An 18,288-nucleotide genomic window follows, 5' to 3' on the forward strand; every position below is an offset into this window, starting at 1 on the left:
AATATCCCATGTTTTCCGGATTTGTGCGGCTGTTAGGCATAAGGATATTCGGAATAGTAAAATAATATCTTTACATTTACATTTATATATGAGTAACGGATACTTTGGCAGTACTATTCACGAACTGGCCGTTTTTTACAATACTGAGAATTTCTACAGTGCAGAGGCCAGGACTTCACAGCTTCCAAATATTGAGTTTTCCGGTTTGCGTAACTGGGACCAGTTCCGTTTTCAGAATAAACTGCAGAAAATTGCACAGGTATTTCAGCTGATCAATGAAAAGCATGGAGTTATGCCAATGCTTATAGGTCTGGCGGAGGTTCAGGGGGAAGGTGTACTTCAGCATTTGGTTTCGCAGCCTGTTTTTGAAGGTCGGTTTAACGTCATTCACTATGAATCCATGGATGAACGTGGTGTAGATGTAGCACTGATTTATGATAAATCTAAAGTAGAGGTCATTTCAAGTGAACCGATCAGCTATTTCTTTGAAATTGAAGGCACCGATCCGGAAAAATATGATACTACCAGAGATGTCCTTCACGTAAAACTAAAGTATGGGAGTGCCACGGTGAATGTATTTGTGTTCCATTTGCCTTCCAAAAGGGAAAAGGACATAAACAGACCCCGGCGTGATGTCATCCTCACTGATATCAGGGAAAGGATTATGCAAATGAATGACCTGGGTGAATCTGTTTTACTCATGGGTGACTTCAATGAAAATCCGGATGAGGAGAATATTAAGAATATTACCTTTGGCAGCAATAATGAAAAGATACTTTCCAATCCGTTTGAAGATCTTTTTCTGAAGGGTAAATTTTCCACATTTCACCGTCAATTTGGCTTGCTTTTTGACCAAATGCTTATTTCTGATGATTTTTTTAAACAAAGTGCATCATTGCTGTACGAAAACGCAGAGGTATTTGATCATCCGAAATTAAAAAGCTGGGACAGGAAATTTGAAGGAAGGCCCTTCCGCACTTTTGTAGGTTCAAGGTACCTCGGCGGTTACAGTGATCATTTTCCGGTGCTGCTTAAATTCCGCAAAAATTAAACAAAAATTGAAAAAAATAGTATGAAAAACGCAACCAATATCGGCTACCTGCTGGATGCTATCGACAAGAAAATAATTCATATGCTTATGGATAATGCCAAAACATCACTTGCACACATCGCAAAAAATGTAGGCATTTCAACTACGGCTGTTCATCAGCGTATAAAAAAGCTGGAGCAGGCGGGCGTAATTGAAAATTCAATTTCATTCCTCAATGCCCGTAAAATCGGATATAAAGTAGTCGCCTATATTGGTGTTTTCCTGGAGCAACCCAACCAATATCCGGATGTGGTAAAAGCGCTGAAAGAAGTTAATGAGGTGGTGGAAGCTCATTATACCACCGGAAACTATACCGTTTTCCTGAAAGTTTTGTGTAAAGACAATGATCACCTGATGGAAATCCTGAACAAACTTCAAAAACTGAAAGGCGTTACAAGAACGGAGACTTTCATTTCGCTGGAACAGAGCATTGGCCGACAGCTCAAAGTGTGATATTTAATGAATTTTAGCTGAAGATAAATGGAAATCAATAAGTATCTGGACTCAACTTATCTGAAGACTCCGGAGCAGTCGGGGCTTTCTGAAAAGGAAACACTTGAAACCGTCCTTTCTCTGGTGGATGAGACAATTGCAAATACTATTTTCGCAGTCATGATCCGCCCGGATTATGTGAAACAAGTCAAAGAGTATATTTCTGATAAAACGACGGACGTAAAGGTGGGTACGGTGATCGGATTTCACGAAGGTACCAACTCCACAGAAGCAAAACTGGCTGAAGCCCGTAAAGCGATTGAAGACGGTGCCGATGAACTGGATTTCGTTATCAACTATGAAGCTTACAAAAAAGGTCAACTTGATCTTGTGGAAGATGAGGTAGTTCTATGCACACGACTCTGCCTCGATCATAATAAGGTAGCTAAATGGATTATTGAAATTGCCGCGCTTACAGATCAACAGATTGCAGAGATCACAGGCCTTATTTCGGGATGGGTCGCAAACCGTTTTCCTGGGAAAGAAGTCCAGGTCTTTGTGAAATCCTCCACAGGATTCTATGTTACAGAAGGTGGTAAGCCAAACGGTGCTACTTTTGAAGGCATAAAAATCATGCTGGACAATGCGGGTAAACTTCCTGTAAAAGCCGCCGGCGGTGTACGCTCTCCCGAAGATGCCGAAAAGATGATTAATCTGGGCGTTAAACGTATTGGAACTTCTTCAGCTTTGGCTTTGCTTAAAAACTCCGAAAGCTCTGCAGATTATTAAATAATATCAGTGAGAATAAAAAAAATGAACCCACAGAAAAATCTGCGGGTTTAATATTTTATGAAAACTGATGCTCTCTGTAAAAATTGCTGGCTTCCTCAATTACACCATCCATTTCTTCCAAAGTGAAAACCTCTAAAAATTTCCTTCTGAAATCCTTAAAATGGGGGATGCCGCGGAAGTAATTGCTATAGTGCTGCCTCATTTCTATAAGTCCCAGACGTTCGCCTTTCCACTCAGCGCTCCATTCCGCATGCTGACGAACGGCCAGCAGCCGGTCTTCAATGGTGGGTTCCGGTAAATGTTCGCCGGTGGCAAAGAAATGTTTTATTTCGTTGAAAATCCAGGGATAACCAATGGCACCACGGCCAATCATAATACCGTCGCAGTCGTATTTTGTTCTGTATTCCAGTGCTTTTTCCGCCGAATCGACATCACCGTTGCCAAAGATCGGGATTTCAATATTGGGGTTGTTCTTTACTTTGGAAATATAATCCCAGTCGGCCTGGCCCTTATACATCTGTGCGCGTGTTCTGGCATGGATAGTCAGTGCCTTGATTCCTGTGTCCTGCAGTCTTTCCGCCACCTCCATAATATTGATGGTCTCAGTGTCCCAGCCCAAACGGGTTTTCACGGTTACCGGTAAATGTGTGGAATTCACCACCGCTTTGGTCAGGCGGATCATCAGGTCAATGTCTTTCAGTACGCCTGCGCCGGCACCTTTGCAAACCACTTTCTTCACAGGGCAGCCGAAGTTGATATCTACCAAATCCGGATTTACGGTTTCCACAATCTTAGCCGAAAGTGCCATCGCTTCTTCATCACCTCCAAAAATCTGGATGCCTACCGGCCTTTCATAATCAAATATATCCAGCTTTTTACGGCTTTTCATGGCATCACGGATCAGGCCTTCGGAAGAGATAAATTCAGAATACATCATATCCGCGCCATGCATTTTGCAGAGCCTGCGGAACGGTGGATCCGAAACATCTTCCATAGGAGCCAAAAGAAGTGGGAAATCCGGGAGTTCTATATTGCCAATTTTAACCATTCTGCAAAGATAAGGAATTGGATTGTTAGAGGTAAAGGTGTAATGGCGTTGTGGGTGAAATCGTAAAGTTGTAAAGTTGCAAAATCAGAACGTTAAAAAGATGTTCAGTTGTAAAGTTGTGAAATCGTGAAGCATTGGGCGTAAAAGTTGTTGTTAAGTTGATTAGCGCTAGGGGCAAACTGCTGGTCGTGAACTGGTCTTGGAGAGCGATTAAACATCATTGCCACTTTACGCTTTCCAGTACGCGACTTTACGCCCAACTTTACAACCTTATTTCAGTGAGTTATTGAACGCATTAAGTTGATTGGTGATTTTTTCAGTTTGATGCCGAAGTTCAATGTATTCTTCTTCAGAAATTAATTCCAGATCACGCGCCAGGACTAGAAAACTGATAACCTCTAAACCTGTACTGTAAGCAATATTTATGAATCTGGATTTATCCTTATTCGTGCTTTTTCCCGTGCCCTCGGCAATGTTTGCCATAATGCCCGTCGCTGCCCTCCTGAGTTGGTTAGTAATGCCAAACCTTTCCTCATCTGGAAATTTACGGGATACCAGATATATATCCTTTACCAGATTGCGTGCATTCTGCCAAACTTCAAGTTTTTCAAAGTAGAAAGTGTACATGATCCAAGGTATTGGATTTAGTGTGAAACAATGTAGCCGTAAAATCGTAGAATTGCAAAGTTGTAAAGCTGCCAGGTTGACATTTACTTAATTGAACCCCACTAAAGTACGCAATTCTTCTTTTACAAAATTATCGGATAAACAACTTAACTAATAAACGACTTTACGCCCAGCGACTTCGCGATTAAGCTTCCTTAAAAACTCGCCTTCAGCTGCATACTCCCAATGTGGATGGTGCGCTCGCCGGAGTTACGGCCTTCATAATTCACATTCAGCGTGATAAAGGAATTGATGGCCTGCTGCAGAAAGAGGCTCCACAGCTGGTTTTTACCCGGCTTTAGCCCGTCCAGCATCTGGTTTCCGACAATGGAAAAGTTGTTTCCCATAAAATTATTGTTGATAAAGGAAAAATTTGCCCGGATGGAAGTCTTCTTCCTTTCCCACTGCAAGGCACCCGTAAGATCGAAAGTTTTCAGGAACTCCTCGCCATCCATCCTTTTTTTCTGCCTCAGGGCGGTGGAAAGTTCCGCCTGCATGCTTTCAGAAAACTTATAGGTGGCTTTTGGTTTGGTTTCAAAATTATTCAGCAGGAAATCGCGGGTGTCAAATATCTGCGACGCATTTTCGATCCTGTGAAGTGAGTTTTCCCAGTCAAATCGAAGGCTTTTCGTGATCCAGTAACCCGCATTCAGGAAATGAGACTTCTGGTTTCGCTCTTCATTACTGAAATTGGCATTCACAAGATTATCATTCGCAATAAAACGGTAGTTTCCGTTCCAGCCCGATTGATCAGTTGGGTTAAACTGTGCCGAGGCCAGGATATTCTGGTTTTTCAGTATCTGGCTTTCATTTTTCTCGAAAGGGTTCAGCACCAGGACACGGTCCTGTTTGTAAAATGAATTCTGCGAGTTCAGTGAGATGTTGAAATTCCATCTTTTCAGGAATGCATTTTCAGAGTTAAGGATCACCGCCGGATTCACAAAAAGCGCCAGCTGAAGTTTATTTTTATTTGAAGGGATATAATTTACCGAATTGGTGTAGATCCTGATATACTGGGCCAGATCCGCATATTCTGCAATATCAAATTCATCAAGTTGCTGCACACCGTCGCCGTTGTAATCGGTCCATTTATAAACACCTTGGCCGTCGGTAACTTTTATATACTGGAATTCACGCTGGGCTTCCTGACCGTTCCCCAGTTCGTAAAAAGCCTGCAGACGCATCCCGTTATTGAACAGCTGCTGATTGTACAGAATGTTTCCTACCACAAAGTCATTATTCAGCTTAGTCAAAAGATCATCATTCTGATAATAAAACTTCCGGTAATGAACCAAAGCGTTAAGGGTAGTCCTTTCCGTTTTAATAATCTGGCTCTCGACCATAAGGCCAAGAATATGATTTTGGTCTTCTAACTGATTGTTGCGGATGGAATCGTTGTCGCGGAAATAGACCTTCGCCAAAAGTTTTGTACGCGCCGAATCTCCGATGCGTTTCTGAGCAAAAACCTCCTTCCAGCTGAAGCTGGTCACATCAAACAGACCGGTGTCATTAAATTTCTTTACGTTATGTTCCAGACTTCCGCCCAGTCCCCAACTTCCTTTTTCACCCTGACGTTCCGAAATGACAGCACTGCGGATGAACTTCGTGTCCTGAAAGGTCGCTTTCGTATCCAGATAGGAAAAATTACCTTTTGTGTTGAACTTTCCGCTGATCCAGCCAAAATCCAGGTCATTTTTAAAGCCTTTGTAGAAATCCTGCTCGTCCAGAAAGTTCATCCGGTAATTCAGGTACGACAGGTTTTTCCACTGGTTCAGAAAACTGAAGATAAACCGGTTTTGGGTACGGTTGTTAAATTCATTCGCAAGGTTAAAGTCACGGGAAAATTCAACATCGTTAATGCGGTCCAAAATGTGGAACTGTGAATTGATATGCTGATATTCGAAAGTAGGGGTTCCCTTCCAGTTCTGATGCGTAAATGTTTTGTGGCCGAAGATCCGCGCGGCATAGCCAAGATTTTGCTTCGCGTCTTTGGATGAGAAAAGGTTTATGTCATAATTGCTGAAGGAGACGTCAGTACCAATTTTCCCGTCATTCAGCAGATATTCGGCGTTGTAGGAAAATACCTGTGCTTTTTGAGGCGAAGCCAGTTTACGGACTGCCCTGTATTCGCCTTGGTTAGGACCCACATATTGGAAAACCCGTCCGTTATTGGTAGTTTGTGCAAGCGTATAATCACCAAGTTGATTTCCGAAATAAGTAAAAGCCACCTGATAAAGTGTCAGCGATTGGTCCGCCGAGAATTCATAATAATCACCGTTCGGGTCATTTACCAGCCTGTAAAGGATTTTGTTCACATCATATTCTGCCACCGTGCCGGACGGTGCAAACATCAGGTTGGGGTTGTTTCCGGCGTTCACAAGCACCTGCTGATCTGCCTCGCTGAGGTTTAGTGCCAGGGGCGCATTTTTGTTATCCTGTTCCAGAAACCAGCTGAAGCCCGTGCGGAAACGTTCACGTTCGTGCCTAATCTCACCTGTGAAAAGGTATCGCGAATAGTTCCTGTTCGTATAGTTATAGGAAATGGTGATAAAATTCTGTCTGAAAATGGGCCGGAAGCTTGTAAAGGTAATCTCGCCGGTATTGTAGTTTACTACATAATCAAGATTCTCACCTCTTTTCATCAGAATGCCGTCAATGTAAACCTGCTCGGAACCGGAGATTACGGTGATAAAATTTTCGCCGTTTTTCCCGGTGAGCCGGTATGGGCCCTGGTTACCTTCAATTCCCTGGAAACGTATCCTGTGAAATTCACTTCGCGCCACGCCGCCGGCTACGTCCAGGAAAGTTTTGTTTGCTTTGCCGAAGTTGGTCTGGTACTGCAGTCCCATGCTCCGGCGCTGGTAGCGCCCAAAGTAGGTCCGGTTATCCTCCAGGTCCAGATGTCCTGCCCGCAGTATGGAGCGGTCTTTTATATTGAGCTGCATATAAATCTTGTCGAACTCTTCCAGAGTCTGCGTATAACCGTCGGCCTGTATGGGCAGGTTATGATCTGAAATTGATGCCAGGATGGAGACATCCTGAGAAAGTTTTCCCGTAATCTGCAGGTCCATCGAGCTTTGTACGGAAGAGCCCTGGTTGTTGCCAAATGTGACGCCGCGAATTATTGATCCTTTTGAATTAAGGTCGCCCAAAAACTTCTGCCTGTCATTTTTTACAAGAACCGCTTCATCAACAATGATGCGGTTTTGGGTACGGATAAAGTCCAGTGTATCGCGGGCAAAAACATCCTGTTGCAGTTTTGCTGCAAGAATGGAATCTTTTTTGATGCTGTCTTTTGGAAGGTTAGGGTTTTTCCAACTGAAAATCTGTGCTTTAAGCGTAATAAAGCAGGAGAGGAACAAGATGAACAGCAGGAGATTTTTAGCCAAAACGATTAATCAAAAGCGGTGTAAAAGTAACGAAAAATATGCTGCTGAATTGTGGTGGATTACTTAACATAAAATTAAAGCGTAGGATTTTCTCTTTTCATTATTAAAGAGTAATTTTGCAGTATCAATAATTTAAACTTAAAATTTTATTAAAATGAAAAAATTCTTTACTATTTTAGGAATTGCTACAATGGCAATTTATGCAAGTGCACAGGGAACTGAAACTTTCACTACACAAACCGCTTTAACATCATCATATGCGGATGGGACATTCACCAGCGAAACTCCAGGTGTTGTTGTAAATTTTCAGCATAGTCGTGACGAGGGCCTCGGCACAGTCGATGATTACGCAATTAATGGCAAAGGAATTATGCTTAGGAGATCAGATGAGCCTAGTTATGTAGAATTTATTATCCCTACTGGAGTAGGACAATTCTCCTTTAATTATAGAAAAGCATTTACTGGGGGAACAAATAACAGAGTTCTTGCGGTTTTTGTAAATGGTGTACAACAGGCAACTACCCCTACTTTTGGTGCTGCCGGAGCAGATGCTACCATTAATTATTTTGTAACCACCATAAATCAGGCAGGCCCTGTGACTGTTAGAATTTCATATCCCACAGGTACTGCTGCAGGAAACAAGCAAGTAACAGTAGATAACGTCGCTTGGTCAGCAAATGGGTCCACTTTAGCTGTAACCGATGTAATTAACGCGAAAAATGCATTCGTACAGAACACTCAGGTTACTGATGCTATTCACTTCGGGGCAAAAGCTGACGTACAAATCTACAACATGAACGGTCAGGTTGTTAAAACTGCATCTGTTTCAAATACACGTGCACTTGATGCTTCAGACCTTCAGCCAGGTATGTATATCGTTACAGGTTCTGTAGAAGGACAGCCGGTATCACAGAAAATCCTTAAGAAGTAATTTTCTTTTAAGATATTATGAAGGCTGCTCAGAAATGGGCAGCCTTTTTTGGTTTATCCAATAAAAATTAGGCGTAAGTATTCAAAATGACATGGTCAAAAATCCACTTCAGGACTTCATCTACGCCGGAGGATGCCCTCAACTCCAGAAACATGTGCTTAACTACAGTGGAAACGATTTCTCAATACCAACCTCTTCTGGCTGTATTCACCACAGCGCTCAGGTTTAGTACAAGGGTAAACCTTATTCGCTGCGCATAGTCCTTAAACGAAGGTTCAAAACCCAGGGTGGAGTAGACCGGAAGGTAAACCTCCAGGAAATCCGGAATGATACGCACCTTCACCCCGGAATCCCAGATGAATTTCGGATCTGACGATCTGTTTTTATACATACCCGCATCAGCATAAATATTGAACATCTTCCAGATGTGAGAATCGACATTAAAGGAAGTAATCCACTGATTGGCTGTAGAATCTATCAAAGATTTGAATCCGCCGTCGGCCAGTACAAATTGCTGGGACAGCAAACCTGATGTCGCACTCTGACCCAACAGGCCATAGGAGAATGAGTAATTGGAAACACGCGAGATTCCAAAATCGAAAATGTCATTACGTGTTTTGTTGTTCAGAAAATAACCTGCAAACAACCGGAACGCGATTTTTTTGTTTGCTGCGTATTCATATCTGTAGGTGGCTTCAGCTGCCACTTTGTTGAAATCCTGCATTCCCTGTACATAGGCCCCAAAAAACTTTTCATGGATCAGTCGGTTATCTGCAAACCCATAGTTCACATTCCAAAGGTTATACTGCTCATATTCATTTTCGAATACCATTTCCGGAGTAAGGTCCTTTTCATAATGATTGAATGAAACACCTAAACTCCGCGAGATTGCGCTGCGCGGATTCTTTGCAAAATTAATTGAAGCACTTGCCGTAAACTTGCGGTAGCTCAGGTCATAATCATAGTGGAAATATGAGCCAGAAACTCCCATATTCAGACTTTGGAAAAAGCTTTCGGGCGGCATTATGCTGTAGGTCACACTTCCCGAACCCGTCATCTGCCCGGTTCCCGTACTGTAATAAGGGGTCAGTGAGTAAGCAAATTTATGGTTGAAGAGAGACTCATTCCGGAAATTCAGGCCGAGCAAAACTTTGTCATACGCATTGAAGGTAAGTCGCGGATTCAGATAAATCTCATTGTATTCAGGGTTTGGAATGTCCTTGATAAGCTTCAGCTTAATCTTTTTCATGTTGCTGAATAAACCTTTCGTATACAGGTAATTGTCACGGAAATTCTTCTCCGGAAAAAAATGTCCGCTGTTTATTACGATTTTATCTGTATCCATCTCGGGAACGATATACACGTCCTGCGATGGATGTTCCGGTGTACCGAACCAATGTGTTTTAGTACCTCCCTCTTCTGAAATTGTCTCCAGTTTAAAAGGTACCGGATCGTAGGTATTCTTGCGAACTGTAACCTCCAGATTGCCTTCGGCCCTTTTAAATTTTTTCAGGTTAAAGTTAACCCTGTGCTTGCGCGACATGAGGTTCTCCAAAAATACAGAGGAGTAATGGGAGCGCATAGCCAGTCTGTCCAGGAAATGACCGGTGTCAATCTGCTGTGCAGCATTGGACTGAAGATATTCACTTAGAAAGTCTTCAAAATCAGATGTGCCCATTTTCTCGGCCACAAAGTTCAGCAGACTGCCGGTTTCAAAGTTGCTCACCGTCATTTCATTGAAATTGCTGAGGCCTTTGAAGTCTTCATCAATTTTCTGATCAAGATTTTGCGTCATCATGTACTGGTAGGCTATGCCGTAGCGCTCAATCAGTTTAAGACGGGAAGCATGAAAGAGTTTCAGCGGTTTGATTCTTAAAATGGAGGCCTCTGTAAGCTGCCCCAGCAATTTATGGTCTCCGTAATACTTTTTGAGGTACTGAAGTTCAAGGTAGGTTTTGATACCGTTTTTAAACCAGTGGTCGTCATCTTTATTTGTGATCAGTTCCTGTTCCAGGATATTTTTGGATATGATGCTGAAATAATCGAGGTCTGCATTCTCTTCCTTGGTAAACAGCGGAAAGCGGAACTTCCAGAACGCTATATCATCATTACCGAAAAAATCTTCCTTCTTCCTGAATTTTTCTGAAATGAAAATTTTTGGGGGTACAAGTCCCGTTTTGCTTTGCAGGTATTGCAGCTGCTGCGGAATTTTATTTTTAAGATGCTGCTGCTCTTCGGCATCCAGGCGGTAGCCAAAATCAATTTTTGTCTGTGTCTCTCCTGTTTGAAAAGTCAGGGTTGGATAAATGTTAAATGAGATAAGAAATTCAGGATCACCTTTCAGCAAGCCTGAATAATAATTGGGATGTATTTCCGCAAGGTTGCTTTTCGAATGGTAATCGGTAGGTAAATCCAGATTAACAGTCCAGTGGGTGCTGTGGTTGGCTGTTTCTTCGATATCCAGAAACTTTCGTTCTTTTCCGTTGGCTTCAGCGAAACTGTCCGGAACCAGGAAAAAATATTTCAGTGCGATATTCTGTTCGGAGGTTCCATAACCGGTAAATTTTGCCAATGGAAGCTGAAGCTGATAGTTGAGCTGCAATTTTAAACTCTCACCCGGCTCAAGTTTTTGCGGTAGAGGAATGTAGAGGTTTTCGGAATTAAGATCTGATAAAGTTAAAGCACTGGATAAATCAGTTTGGATATTCAATGATTTCAGTCTGCCTAATTCCTGGGGTTGTGCGAAGTGAAGTTCCTTATTCCGGTCTTCTATTTTCCTGTCGTAAAGTGCAGTTCCACGGTTTTTATAGGCCGCAATCCAGTTTAGCAGCTGTACTTCTGTTTGGGCCGAATCGGATTTGTTGTAATATCGCATTTCCTGGGATACATTCAGCGTCCTTAGGTCCCCAGCAAGTGTGGCCTGTATATAGATGCTGTCTCTTTGTGCAGATGCCAGCACAAAAAATCCCCCAAACAATAAACCTGCAAATATCCTTTTCAAAATTCCTAAAGGCCAAATATAAAGTAATGCTTTTTAATCAGCAGGATTATCGCTATCAAAAAGCAGACCCGAATCGCTCCGGGTCTGCTTTCAATTAAATTAAATATACTATGATTACTTCTGCGTTAATTCAAAGTCACCTTTTATCCTAACCTGATCGCTTATTACGGCTTCCGGGAAACCTGGACCTACATTAAAATCAGATCTTTTAATTGTAGCCATTACCTGATAACCGTGGGTATCCTTTTTGTTCATCTGGTTTACAACAGAACCACGGTATACAAGTACAACTGAAACAGGTTTTGTAACTCCGTGCATAGTAAGGTTACCGTTCACATTATAATAGTTTTTCTGTTTTCCTTTGGTAATGGAAGTCGAAGTGAACGTCATTGTCGGATGGTTGGCTACATCAAAGAAATCAGCGCTTCTGAGGTGATTATCACGGGCTTCAATATGAGTATTGATTGAATTTACATCTACATCAAAGCTCATTTTTGAATTCAGGAAATTTTTCTCATCCGCGTTGATTGTAAGATTTGCGGTCTCAAAATTACCGACGATATCATTTATCGTAAGGTGAATTACCGAAAACTGGATTCTGGAGTGTGCGGGGTCGCTCACCAGTACTTTCTGTGCATACACACTAACAGTAAGCATGGTCAGCAAAAATAAAGACATAAATTTTTTCATAACTGATATTTTTAATTGGTTAATTACTAATGCAAAGATAGACAAGCGCCATTGGGCGGGGGTTGATGTATGATAAGAAATCAGTTGCAGTTTCCCCCAGTATCGCAACTATCGCCGTTTATGATCTGTAGGCCCTTGTCGCCTTCGGAAAATTCCTTCCAGGATTTTTGCAGAATTTCCAAAAAAAGTTCGGGTTGCTGTGCACCCGACACTCCGTACTTATCGTTGAAAACAAAGAAAGGAACCGAACTGATGCCCAATTTGGAGGCCATCTGCATATCCTGAGCAACAGCGTACGCCAGCTCATCAGACGAGAGCGCATTTTTTACTTCCTCTTCTGACAGACCTATCTCTTTTCCAATGGCAACAAGTGCCGCCTCTTCATCAATATTCTTTGCCTCCAGAAACTGTGCACGGAAAAGAGCCTCTTCCACCTCATTTCCCAAATCTTTGGTCTTCGCCAACTGAATCAGCAGATGCGCGTTGTAGGAATTGGCGACTTTCTGATCTTTAAAGTTAAAGTCAATTCCGGCCTCTTTGCCGACTGCGGAAGCGTGGTTGTGCATGGCTTCGGCCTGTTGTCTGGAAATGCCTTTCTTTTCCGCAAAGAAATCAAATGGATCACGGTCGGCCTGGGTTTCCAAATTTGGATCCAGCTGGAAGCTATGCCATTCCACCTGCACACCGGCAGCTTCCGGAAACTGGGACAGTGCCTTTTCGAATTTCTTTTTACCTACATAACAGAACGGACAGCGTACGTCACTCCAGATATTTATTTTCATGATATTGTTGTTATAAATAATTACAAATTTACGGTTATCCAGCGTCATTCCCGTTGATGTAGGTTAACTGTGCTGATAGCCGCAACTGTATTTATTATTTAAAGCGCTGATTTTTAAGTATAAATTTAACTAAATTTGTTAGATGTCCGTCCGGTTTTACAAACCACATCCAGCAATGCGGCCCTATGTCCAGAACCTGGGGTATATCAATCTGGCGCCCGGTCTGGATGGTGATGCCAATTTTGATTTCTTTCCGCATGGCTTTTCGGGACTTATCCTAAACCTTGCACCCGACAGGATGATTTACGATGCTGTACAGGACTGTGAACTGAAAACCTTTTTCCGCTTCAGCGGGCAGTTTGATTCACACAGGACTTACCGTTGTCGTACGGCTCATTTTGTTTTTATCAACTTTACACCTTACGGGGCTTATTTTCTACTGGGTTTGCCTCAGGATGAGTTCAGGAATTCGAAAATAGAGATGGAAGACATCTTTCCCAAACTTAAAGCGTTTTGTACGCTGCTGGAAGACCTGGGGAGCAATGCAGATGTCATTTTAAGAGTTTTACAATCATGGTTGCTACAGAAAGCACGTTCTGTGACCAGCACTTCCTGTGGGACAATGGAATATGCAATTTCAAGAATCAGGCAGGGCAGTGGTACGGCGAGTGTCCGGAATCTCTGTTCGGATGTGGCTATGTCTATTACCAGCCTCGAAGACCATTTTAAGGAGAAAATAGGTCTTACCCCAAAGATGTACAGCCGCATTGAAAGGTTTAATCAATGTCTGCGGTTTATTCAAACCCGTCCGGAAATGTCATGGTGCGATATTGCGCAGGAGTTTGGCTATTTTGACCAAAACCATTTCATTCGTGAGTTTAAGAGATTTTATGGTTATACACCGTCTCTTATGCAGTCCAGTGAATGGAACATGTCCAAGCTGATCACTTTATAACCTTTTTCGGGATTTTTTACTATCATAAAAAACTTTAATCTGCCAACTTTGTGTGGTAGTGTCAATTCTATCGGCAATTATCACTCAACTAAAAGATAGTATTATGAAAACAAAATCAACACTTGCATTAATAGTTCTGCTGGCGGGAACCATGCTTGCTCCTGCCCAATTCCTCAAAAAGCTGGAGCGGAAAGTGGAACAGAAGGTGAACCAGCGTATTGACCGTCATACAGACCGTGCCATTGACAGAGGGTTGAATGAAGTGGAGGGTACCGTGAAAGATACGTCTAAGAAGGTGTCAACTGCAGCCGGGAATCAAAAATCTACTGTACAAACAAATACCGGGATTAAGACCGAGGCGAGTTCCGCATTTGATTTTGAAGCCGGAAGCCGGACAATATTTACGGACGATTTCCTTAGATATCCGGCAGGCGATTTTCCCTCCGGCTGGAATACGAATGGCAGTGGTGAGATTGTTACGCTGAGGGGTCAGGGTGGCAAATGGCTTAAAGTACCTGATAATACAGCAGTTTTTCCGGAAATCAAAGGTGCGTTGCCTCAGAATTTCACTGTTGAGTTTGACCTTGTATACCCGGATTCCGGTCTGCGGCCGCCAGTTACTTTTGGGTTTTCCGAAGTGCAGAATCCGGCCAAGAACTCACTTCAGCATAAAAGTATTTTTTATTTCCTGATTCCACCTTCCGTAAAACAGTTTATAGGTTATTCCACAAGTCTGTATTCCGGTCGGGAAAACACCACCGAATGGCCGGTAGACCGCATGGCAAACAAGAACATACGCGCCAGCATAAGCGTGAACGGTACCCGGATCCGGCTGTATATGGGAAATCAGAAAATAATTGATTTGCCCAAAGGTTTCGATAAAAGTGCGTACCGAAATAATTTTCATTTCCGGGCAGCACCTCTAATGCCGAAACCCACCGATGGTTTCTACATTAGCAATCTTCGGATTGCAGAGGTTAAATAGGGATCCAAATAAACTGAAATCATGAAATCGATCTATACCTTGCTTTTTTCGCTCCTAATATCCTGTCTACAAGGGCAGGAAGAAAAAAAGGCGAAGGTGTTCGAAAATCCATCAAATGCACGGCCCTTTCGGTACAATGATAAGTTGTGTTTTGATTATAAGGTAAACTACAAAGGTGTCTTTGGCGGGCGGGAGGTCGCGGGATGTTTCTACATTAATGGAGAAACCGGAGCGGTGCTCAGTTTTGGTTTCGACAGTACAAAGCAGGCCGGCTGCAGTTACGATATGAACCATCTTGATTTCTATGCATACATTCAAACCCTGAAAGGGAATACCTATACCTATTATAATTCGGCACAGCGGGAGCAGGGAACACGTAATACTATACTGAAACATTATGTAAGGACCGGGAACACCGATGATTCGGCTCCAGAAAATATGTTTACCATGAAGAAATTCACCTACAAAAATGAGTTTCGCGAATTTGCCGGTAACGAATTTAAGGGCCGAAAATATGTAAGCCTGGATGGTGAGATAAGTGTGTTTATACTTACAGACAGCAACTTCCCCGAAGCTTTTGAAGGTCTTAAGTTTCTGGGTGCCTACGGTATTGGTTTCCTGGAAACTTCAAAAGGAAACTTCCTTGTCTTGGGTTACGAACAGGGCGAAAGCCGGTCTGAGACCTTGAGCTTCAAAAAAGTGGACGGTAGCGATTGCTTCCATCCGTCTGCGTTTCGGCGTGAAGAAGACACACGCGTAGTGGAGGCACTAGCCCATGCAGAGGAAGATGGCGCGAAGGTAGAGGAAAAACTAGTAAAAATGTCCGACTCAAAAGATCCATGTGCTGCGCTTAAAATGAAGGTGCTGGCAGAGCAGAAAAAACAGAACGAAGGCAAAAAGGAACAGTTGAATTATCTGAAGGACACCCGTATAGATTACAGTAAACATTCGGACATGGAAAAAGCCTTTTCCAAATATGACCACTTCGAAAGCTTTAAGTTGATGCGTTTGCAGGACGAATATAAGATATGCCAGATAGAAGAGGGACTGGCCAGAAACAAATACAAAGGTGAAGAACTGAGCCGGGCATCCAAACGCCGCAGCTGCCTTCAGAACAAAGTGGAAGAGTTTAAAGCCATCGAACTGGAAGTTGATGCGACCAAAGCAAGGAACCGCAATAACACCACCAGGCTAAATGAGGAACTTAGACCGATATTTATGAAGATTCCCGAGGCTATGAAGAAAAACCCTTGCAGCTAATCCACCTGATGCGCCTGTATAAAGATGTTCAAATACTTTAATCGAATTAGAGAATTACAACCTGAGTAAACCTCTGAAACCGCGTGCCGCATAATAGGAGTCAGCGCCGTTGTGATAGATAAATACCGTTCCATAGCGGTAATCTCCAAAAATAGCACCACCTAGCTTACGTATATTTTCTGGTGTTACCAGCCAGCTTGAGGTCTTTGCGTCAAACGTGCCAAGGGACTGCAGATAGCGATACTGATCTTCATCCAGCATTTCAATGCCTATTTCAGCTGCGGCATCCATTGCGTTGTTTTTGGGTTTGTTTTCCTTCCTTTTGTCGAGCGCCACTTTATCATAGCAGAAGCTCCGTCTGCCTTTTGGGCTTTCGGTCGCGCAATCCATAAACAGATACTCTCCTGATTTTTCATCAAAACCAACTACATCAGGCTCACCGCCGGTGTCTTCCATTTTCTGGAGGATTTCAAGCTTCTCCGGCTTGGCTTCCAGTTTTTTCTGAATTTCGGACCATTCCAAATTTTTATGACGCTCAGGATTTTCCTGGAAGCGGGTTTGGAGGATAGTTAAAAGATTGTCAGGTAACATATTAGGTGGATTTCTGTGAATAGTTTTCAATGTAAAATTATAAATCATTTTTCTGAAAAAGGTCATCAAAGATGCTTTTTTGATATGTCGCTTCGAGAGAACTTCTTCGCATTCACATTATTTTGCGTGGCAGAATCTTTAAATACATTCAATAAATATATCCAAAACACTTGCGCATTTTGGATATTCATTTTTATTTTGTTGCTTTTATTTCTTCGGGATCTCCTTCAGTATTTCTTTCAGAAAGCTCCAGAATTTCTGAGCCGAAGGAATGTTGGCTCTTTCGTCCGGCGAGTGTGCCCCGCGGATGGTGGGTCCAAAACTTACCATTTCCATCTTAGGGTAATTAGCGCCGATGATTCCACATTCCAAACCTGCGTGACAGGCTATAACATGTGGCTTGCTGCCGAAATCTCTTTCATAAATGTTTTCCATCAGTTTTACAATGTCGGAACCCGGTTTTGGTTTCCAGCCCGGGTAAGAGCCACTGAACTCAACTTCCATTCCCGCAAGTTCAAAGACAGATTTCAACTGCTCGGCCACGGCATATTTTGAGGATTCTACAGAAGAGCGGGACAGGTTTAAAATTTTAAGTTCGCCATTTTTCAGTTCCACCCGTGCCACGTTGTTGGAAGTTTCTACTAAATCCGCAACGTCCGGACTCATGCGGTATACACCATTGTGAGCCGATTTAAGTGCCAGAATAATCTTCCGTGAATCAGCTTCAGAAATTGCTTTTTCGGTGCTGGAAAATGTTTCGATATTGATATGAAGGTCTTTTTCTACGCTGGTAAACTCTTCCAGAATGGCTTCTTTAAGTTCTGTAGCCTGCTCTATGAACTCTACAGAGTTACGTACGGATAGTATGGCCATCGCCTCACGCGGGATCGCATTACGGAGCCCGCCGCCGTCTATACTGATAAGCTGGATGTTCTCGTTGGCAATACCTGTGTACAAAAGTCTGCCCAGAATCACATTCGCGTTACCGAATCCTTTATGGATGTCCATACCGGAATGACCGCCCTGAAGTCCTTTGATTTCAATCTTAACAATCTGACCATTTGCGCTTTCAAGTGCGTAGGTTTGTGATGCAGTTACGTCTATTCCGCCGGCGCAGCCTATGTCTATTTCATCATCTTCCTCGGTGTCCAGGTTCAGCAGGATTTCACCCTGCAGTGTGCCGGGCTTCAGACCCATGGCTCCGGTCATTCCGGTTTCCTCATCAATTGTGAAAAGGGCTTCAATTGCCGGGTGTGCGATATCTGTACTTTCCAGTACGGACATTATGGCGGCAACCCCCAGGCCGTTGTCTGCACCAAGGGTAGTTCCTTTGGCCTTCAGCCAGTCACCGTCTACCTCCATTTCAATACCCTGACTGTTAAAATCAAAGTTAACATCGGAGTTCTTCTGATGTACCATATCCAGGTGGGACTGTAAAACGACTGTCTTGCGGTCTTCCATTCCGGCAGTCGCGGGCTTTTTAATGATCACATTGCCTACTTCGTCCACCATAGTTTCAAGCCCCAGCTTTTCGCCGAAGTTCTTCATGAATTCGATAACACGCTCCTCCTTTTTGGAAGGTCTGGGCACAGCGTTGAGTGCGGCAAAGTTTTTCCAGACGGATTGCGGTTCTATTTGAGTAATGTCCATATTTAATTGTTTTTTTGATAATATTT

At 42.9% G+C, this 18,288-nt stretch carries 15 protein-coding genes; 7 read left to right on the plus strand and 8 right to left on the minus strand.

The window, feature by feature from the left end:
• Positions 1 to 88 precede the first annotated feature (88 nt).
• Genes H1R16_RS09720 through deoC form a run of 3 tightly spaced genes read left to right on the plus strand, consistent with a single transcriptional unit; the run spans position 89 to position 2,311 of the window.
• Positions 89 to 1,051 (plus strand): endonuclease/exonuclease/phosphatase family protein, encoded by a 963-nt coding sequence (locus H1R16_RS09720; RefSeq protein WP_181886730.1) that lies wholly within the window; start codon positions 89 to 91, stop codon positions 1,049 to 1,051.
• Between the two features lie 21 nt (positions 1,052 to 1,072).
• Positions 1,073 to 1,543 (plus strand): Lrp/AsnC family transcriptional regulator, encoded by a 471-nt coding sequence (locus tag H1R16_RS09725; RefSeq protein ID WP_158063402.1) that lies wholly within the window; start codon positions 1,073 to 1,075, stop codon positions 1,541 to 1,543.
• Positions 1,544 to 1,570: 27 nt separating this feature from the next.
• Entirely contained in the window at positions 1,571 to 2,311 is a 741-nt protein-coding gene (deoC, locus tag H1R16_RS09730) for a deoxyribose-phosphate aldolase (RefSeq protein WP_181886729.1), read from the plus strand.
• A 58-nt stretch (positions 2,312 to 2,369) separates the two neighbouring features.
• Here the strand turns inward: deoC and dusB are convergent, their stop codons facing one another.
• From dusB to H1R16_RS09745, 3 genes are all read right to left on the minus strand, one after another.
• On the minus strand, positions 2,370 to 3,362 hold the full coding sequence (gene dusB, locus H1R16_RS09735) for a tRNA dihydrouridine synthase DusB (RefSeq protein ID WP_181886728.1): 993 nt from the start codon (positions 3,360 to 3,362) through the stop codon (positions 2,370 to 2,372).
• A 270-nt stretch (positions 3,363 to 3,632) separates the two neighbouring features.
• A complete protein-coding gene (locus H1R16_RS09740) occupies positions 3,633 to 3,989 on the minus strand; it encodes a four helix bundle protein (protein WP_181886727.1) in 357 nt (118 codons plus the stop codon).
• A 194-nt stretch (positions 3,990 to 4,183) separates the two neighbouring features.
• Entirely contained in the window at positions 4,184 to 7,417 is a 3,234-nt protein-coding gene (locus tag H1R16_RS09745) for a hypothetical protein (protein ID WP_228451057.1), read from the minus strand.
• Between the two features lie 154 nt (positions 7,418 to 7,571).
• Between H1R16_RS09745 and H1R16_RS09750 the strand changes: the two genes are divergently transcribed.
• Positions 7,572 to 8,348, plus strand: coding sequence for a T9SS type A sorting domain-containing protein (locus H1R16_RS09750; protein ID WP_181886726.1), 777 nt, complete (start codon positions 7,572 to 7,574; stop codon positions 8,346 to 8,348).
• Positions 8,349 to 8,529: 181 nt separating this feature from the next.
• Here H1R16_RS09750 and H1R16_RS09755 read toward each other — a convergent pair whose 3' ends face one another.
• From H1R16_RS09755 to H1R16_RS09765, 3 genes are all read right to left on the minus strand, one after another.
• Positions 8,530 to 11,349 carry a gluzincin family metallopeptidase gene (locus tag H1R16_RS09755; RefSeq protein ID WP_187350426.1) on the minus strand — a complete coding sequence of 940 codons (2,820 nt, stop codon included), beginning with the start codon at positions 11,347 to 11,349 and terminating at the stop codon, positions 8,530 to 8,532.
• Positions 11,350 to 11,463: 114 nt separating this feature from the next.
• The gene (locus H1R16_RS09760) at positions 11,464 to 12,039 is read right to left on the minus strand and encodes a YceI family protein (protein WP_181886725.1); all 576 of its coding nucleotides are present in this window, start codon (positions 12,037 to 12,039) and stop codon (positions 11,464 to 11,466) included.
• Positions 12,040 to 12,119: 80 nt separating this feature from the next.
• Entirely contained in the window at positions 12,120 to 12,821 is a 702-nt protein-coding gene (locus H1R16_RS09765; protein ID WP_181886724.1) for a DsbA family oxidoreductase, read from the minus strand.
• Between the two features lie 142 nt (positions 12,822 to 12,963).
• On the opposite strand from H1R16_RS09765, the gene H1R16_RS09770 reads away from it, so the two are divergent.
• The 3 genes from H1R16_RS09770 to H1R16_RS09780 all read left to right on the plus strand — a co-directional run bounded on the left by H1R16_RS09770 (position 12,964) and on the right by H1R16_RS09780 (position 16,021).
• Positions 12,964 to 13,776, plus strand: coding sequence for a helix-turn-helix domain-containing protein (locus H1R16_RS09770; protein ID WP_318028035.1), 813 nt, complete (start codon positions 12,964 to 12,966; stop codon positions 13,774 to 13,776).
• 103 nt (positions 13,777 to 13,879) lie between these two features.
• Positions 13,880 to 14,761, plus strand: coding sequence for a hypothetical protein (locus tag H1R16_RS09775; RefSeq protein WP_181886722.1), 882 nt, complete (start codon positions 13,880 to 13,882; stop codon positions 14,759 to 14,761).
• Between the two features lie 21 nt (positions 14,762 to 14,782).
• Entirely contained in the window at positions 14,783 to 16,021 is a 1,239-nt protein-coding gene (locus H1R16_RS09780) for a hypothetical protein (protein ID WP_181886721.1), read from the plus strand.
• A 54-nt stretch (positions 16,022 to 16,075) separates the two neighbouring features.
• Here the strand turns inward: H1R16_RS09780 and H1R16_RS09785 are convergent, their stop codons facing one another.
• Together H1R16_RS09785 and H1R16_RS09790 are read right to left on the minus strand one after the other, a co-directional pair.
• The gene (locus tag H1R16_RS09785; protein ID WP_181886720.1) at positions 16,076 to 16,612 is read right to left on the minus strand and encodes a DUF4256 domain-containing protein; all 537 of its coding nucleotides are present in this window, start codon (positions 16,610 to 16,612) and stop codon (positions 16,076 to 16,078) included.
• A gap of 207 nt (positions 16,613 to 16,819) precedes the next feature.
• Positions 16,820 to 18,262 carry an aminoacyl-histidine dipeptidase gene (locus H1R16_RS09790; protein ID WP_181886719.1) on the minus strand — a complete coding sequence of 481 codons (1,443 nt, stop codon included), beginning with the start codon at positions 18,260 to 18,262 and terminating at the stop codon, positions 16,820 to 16,822.
• Positions 18,263 to 18,288: the final 26 nt, after the last annotated feature.

Origin of the sequence: Marnyiella aurantia, from assembly GCF_014041915.1 — a bacterium.
GTDB lineage: Bacteria > Bacteroidota > Bacteroidia > Flavobacteriales > Weeksellaceae > Marnyiella > Marnyiella aurantia.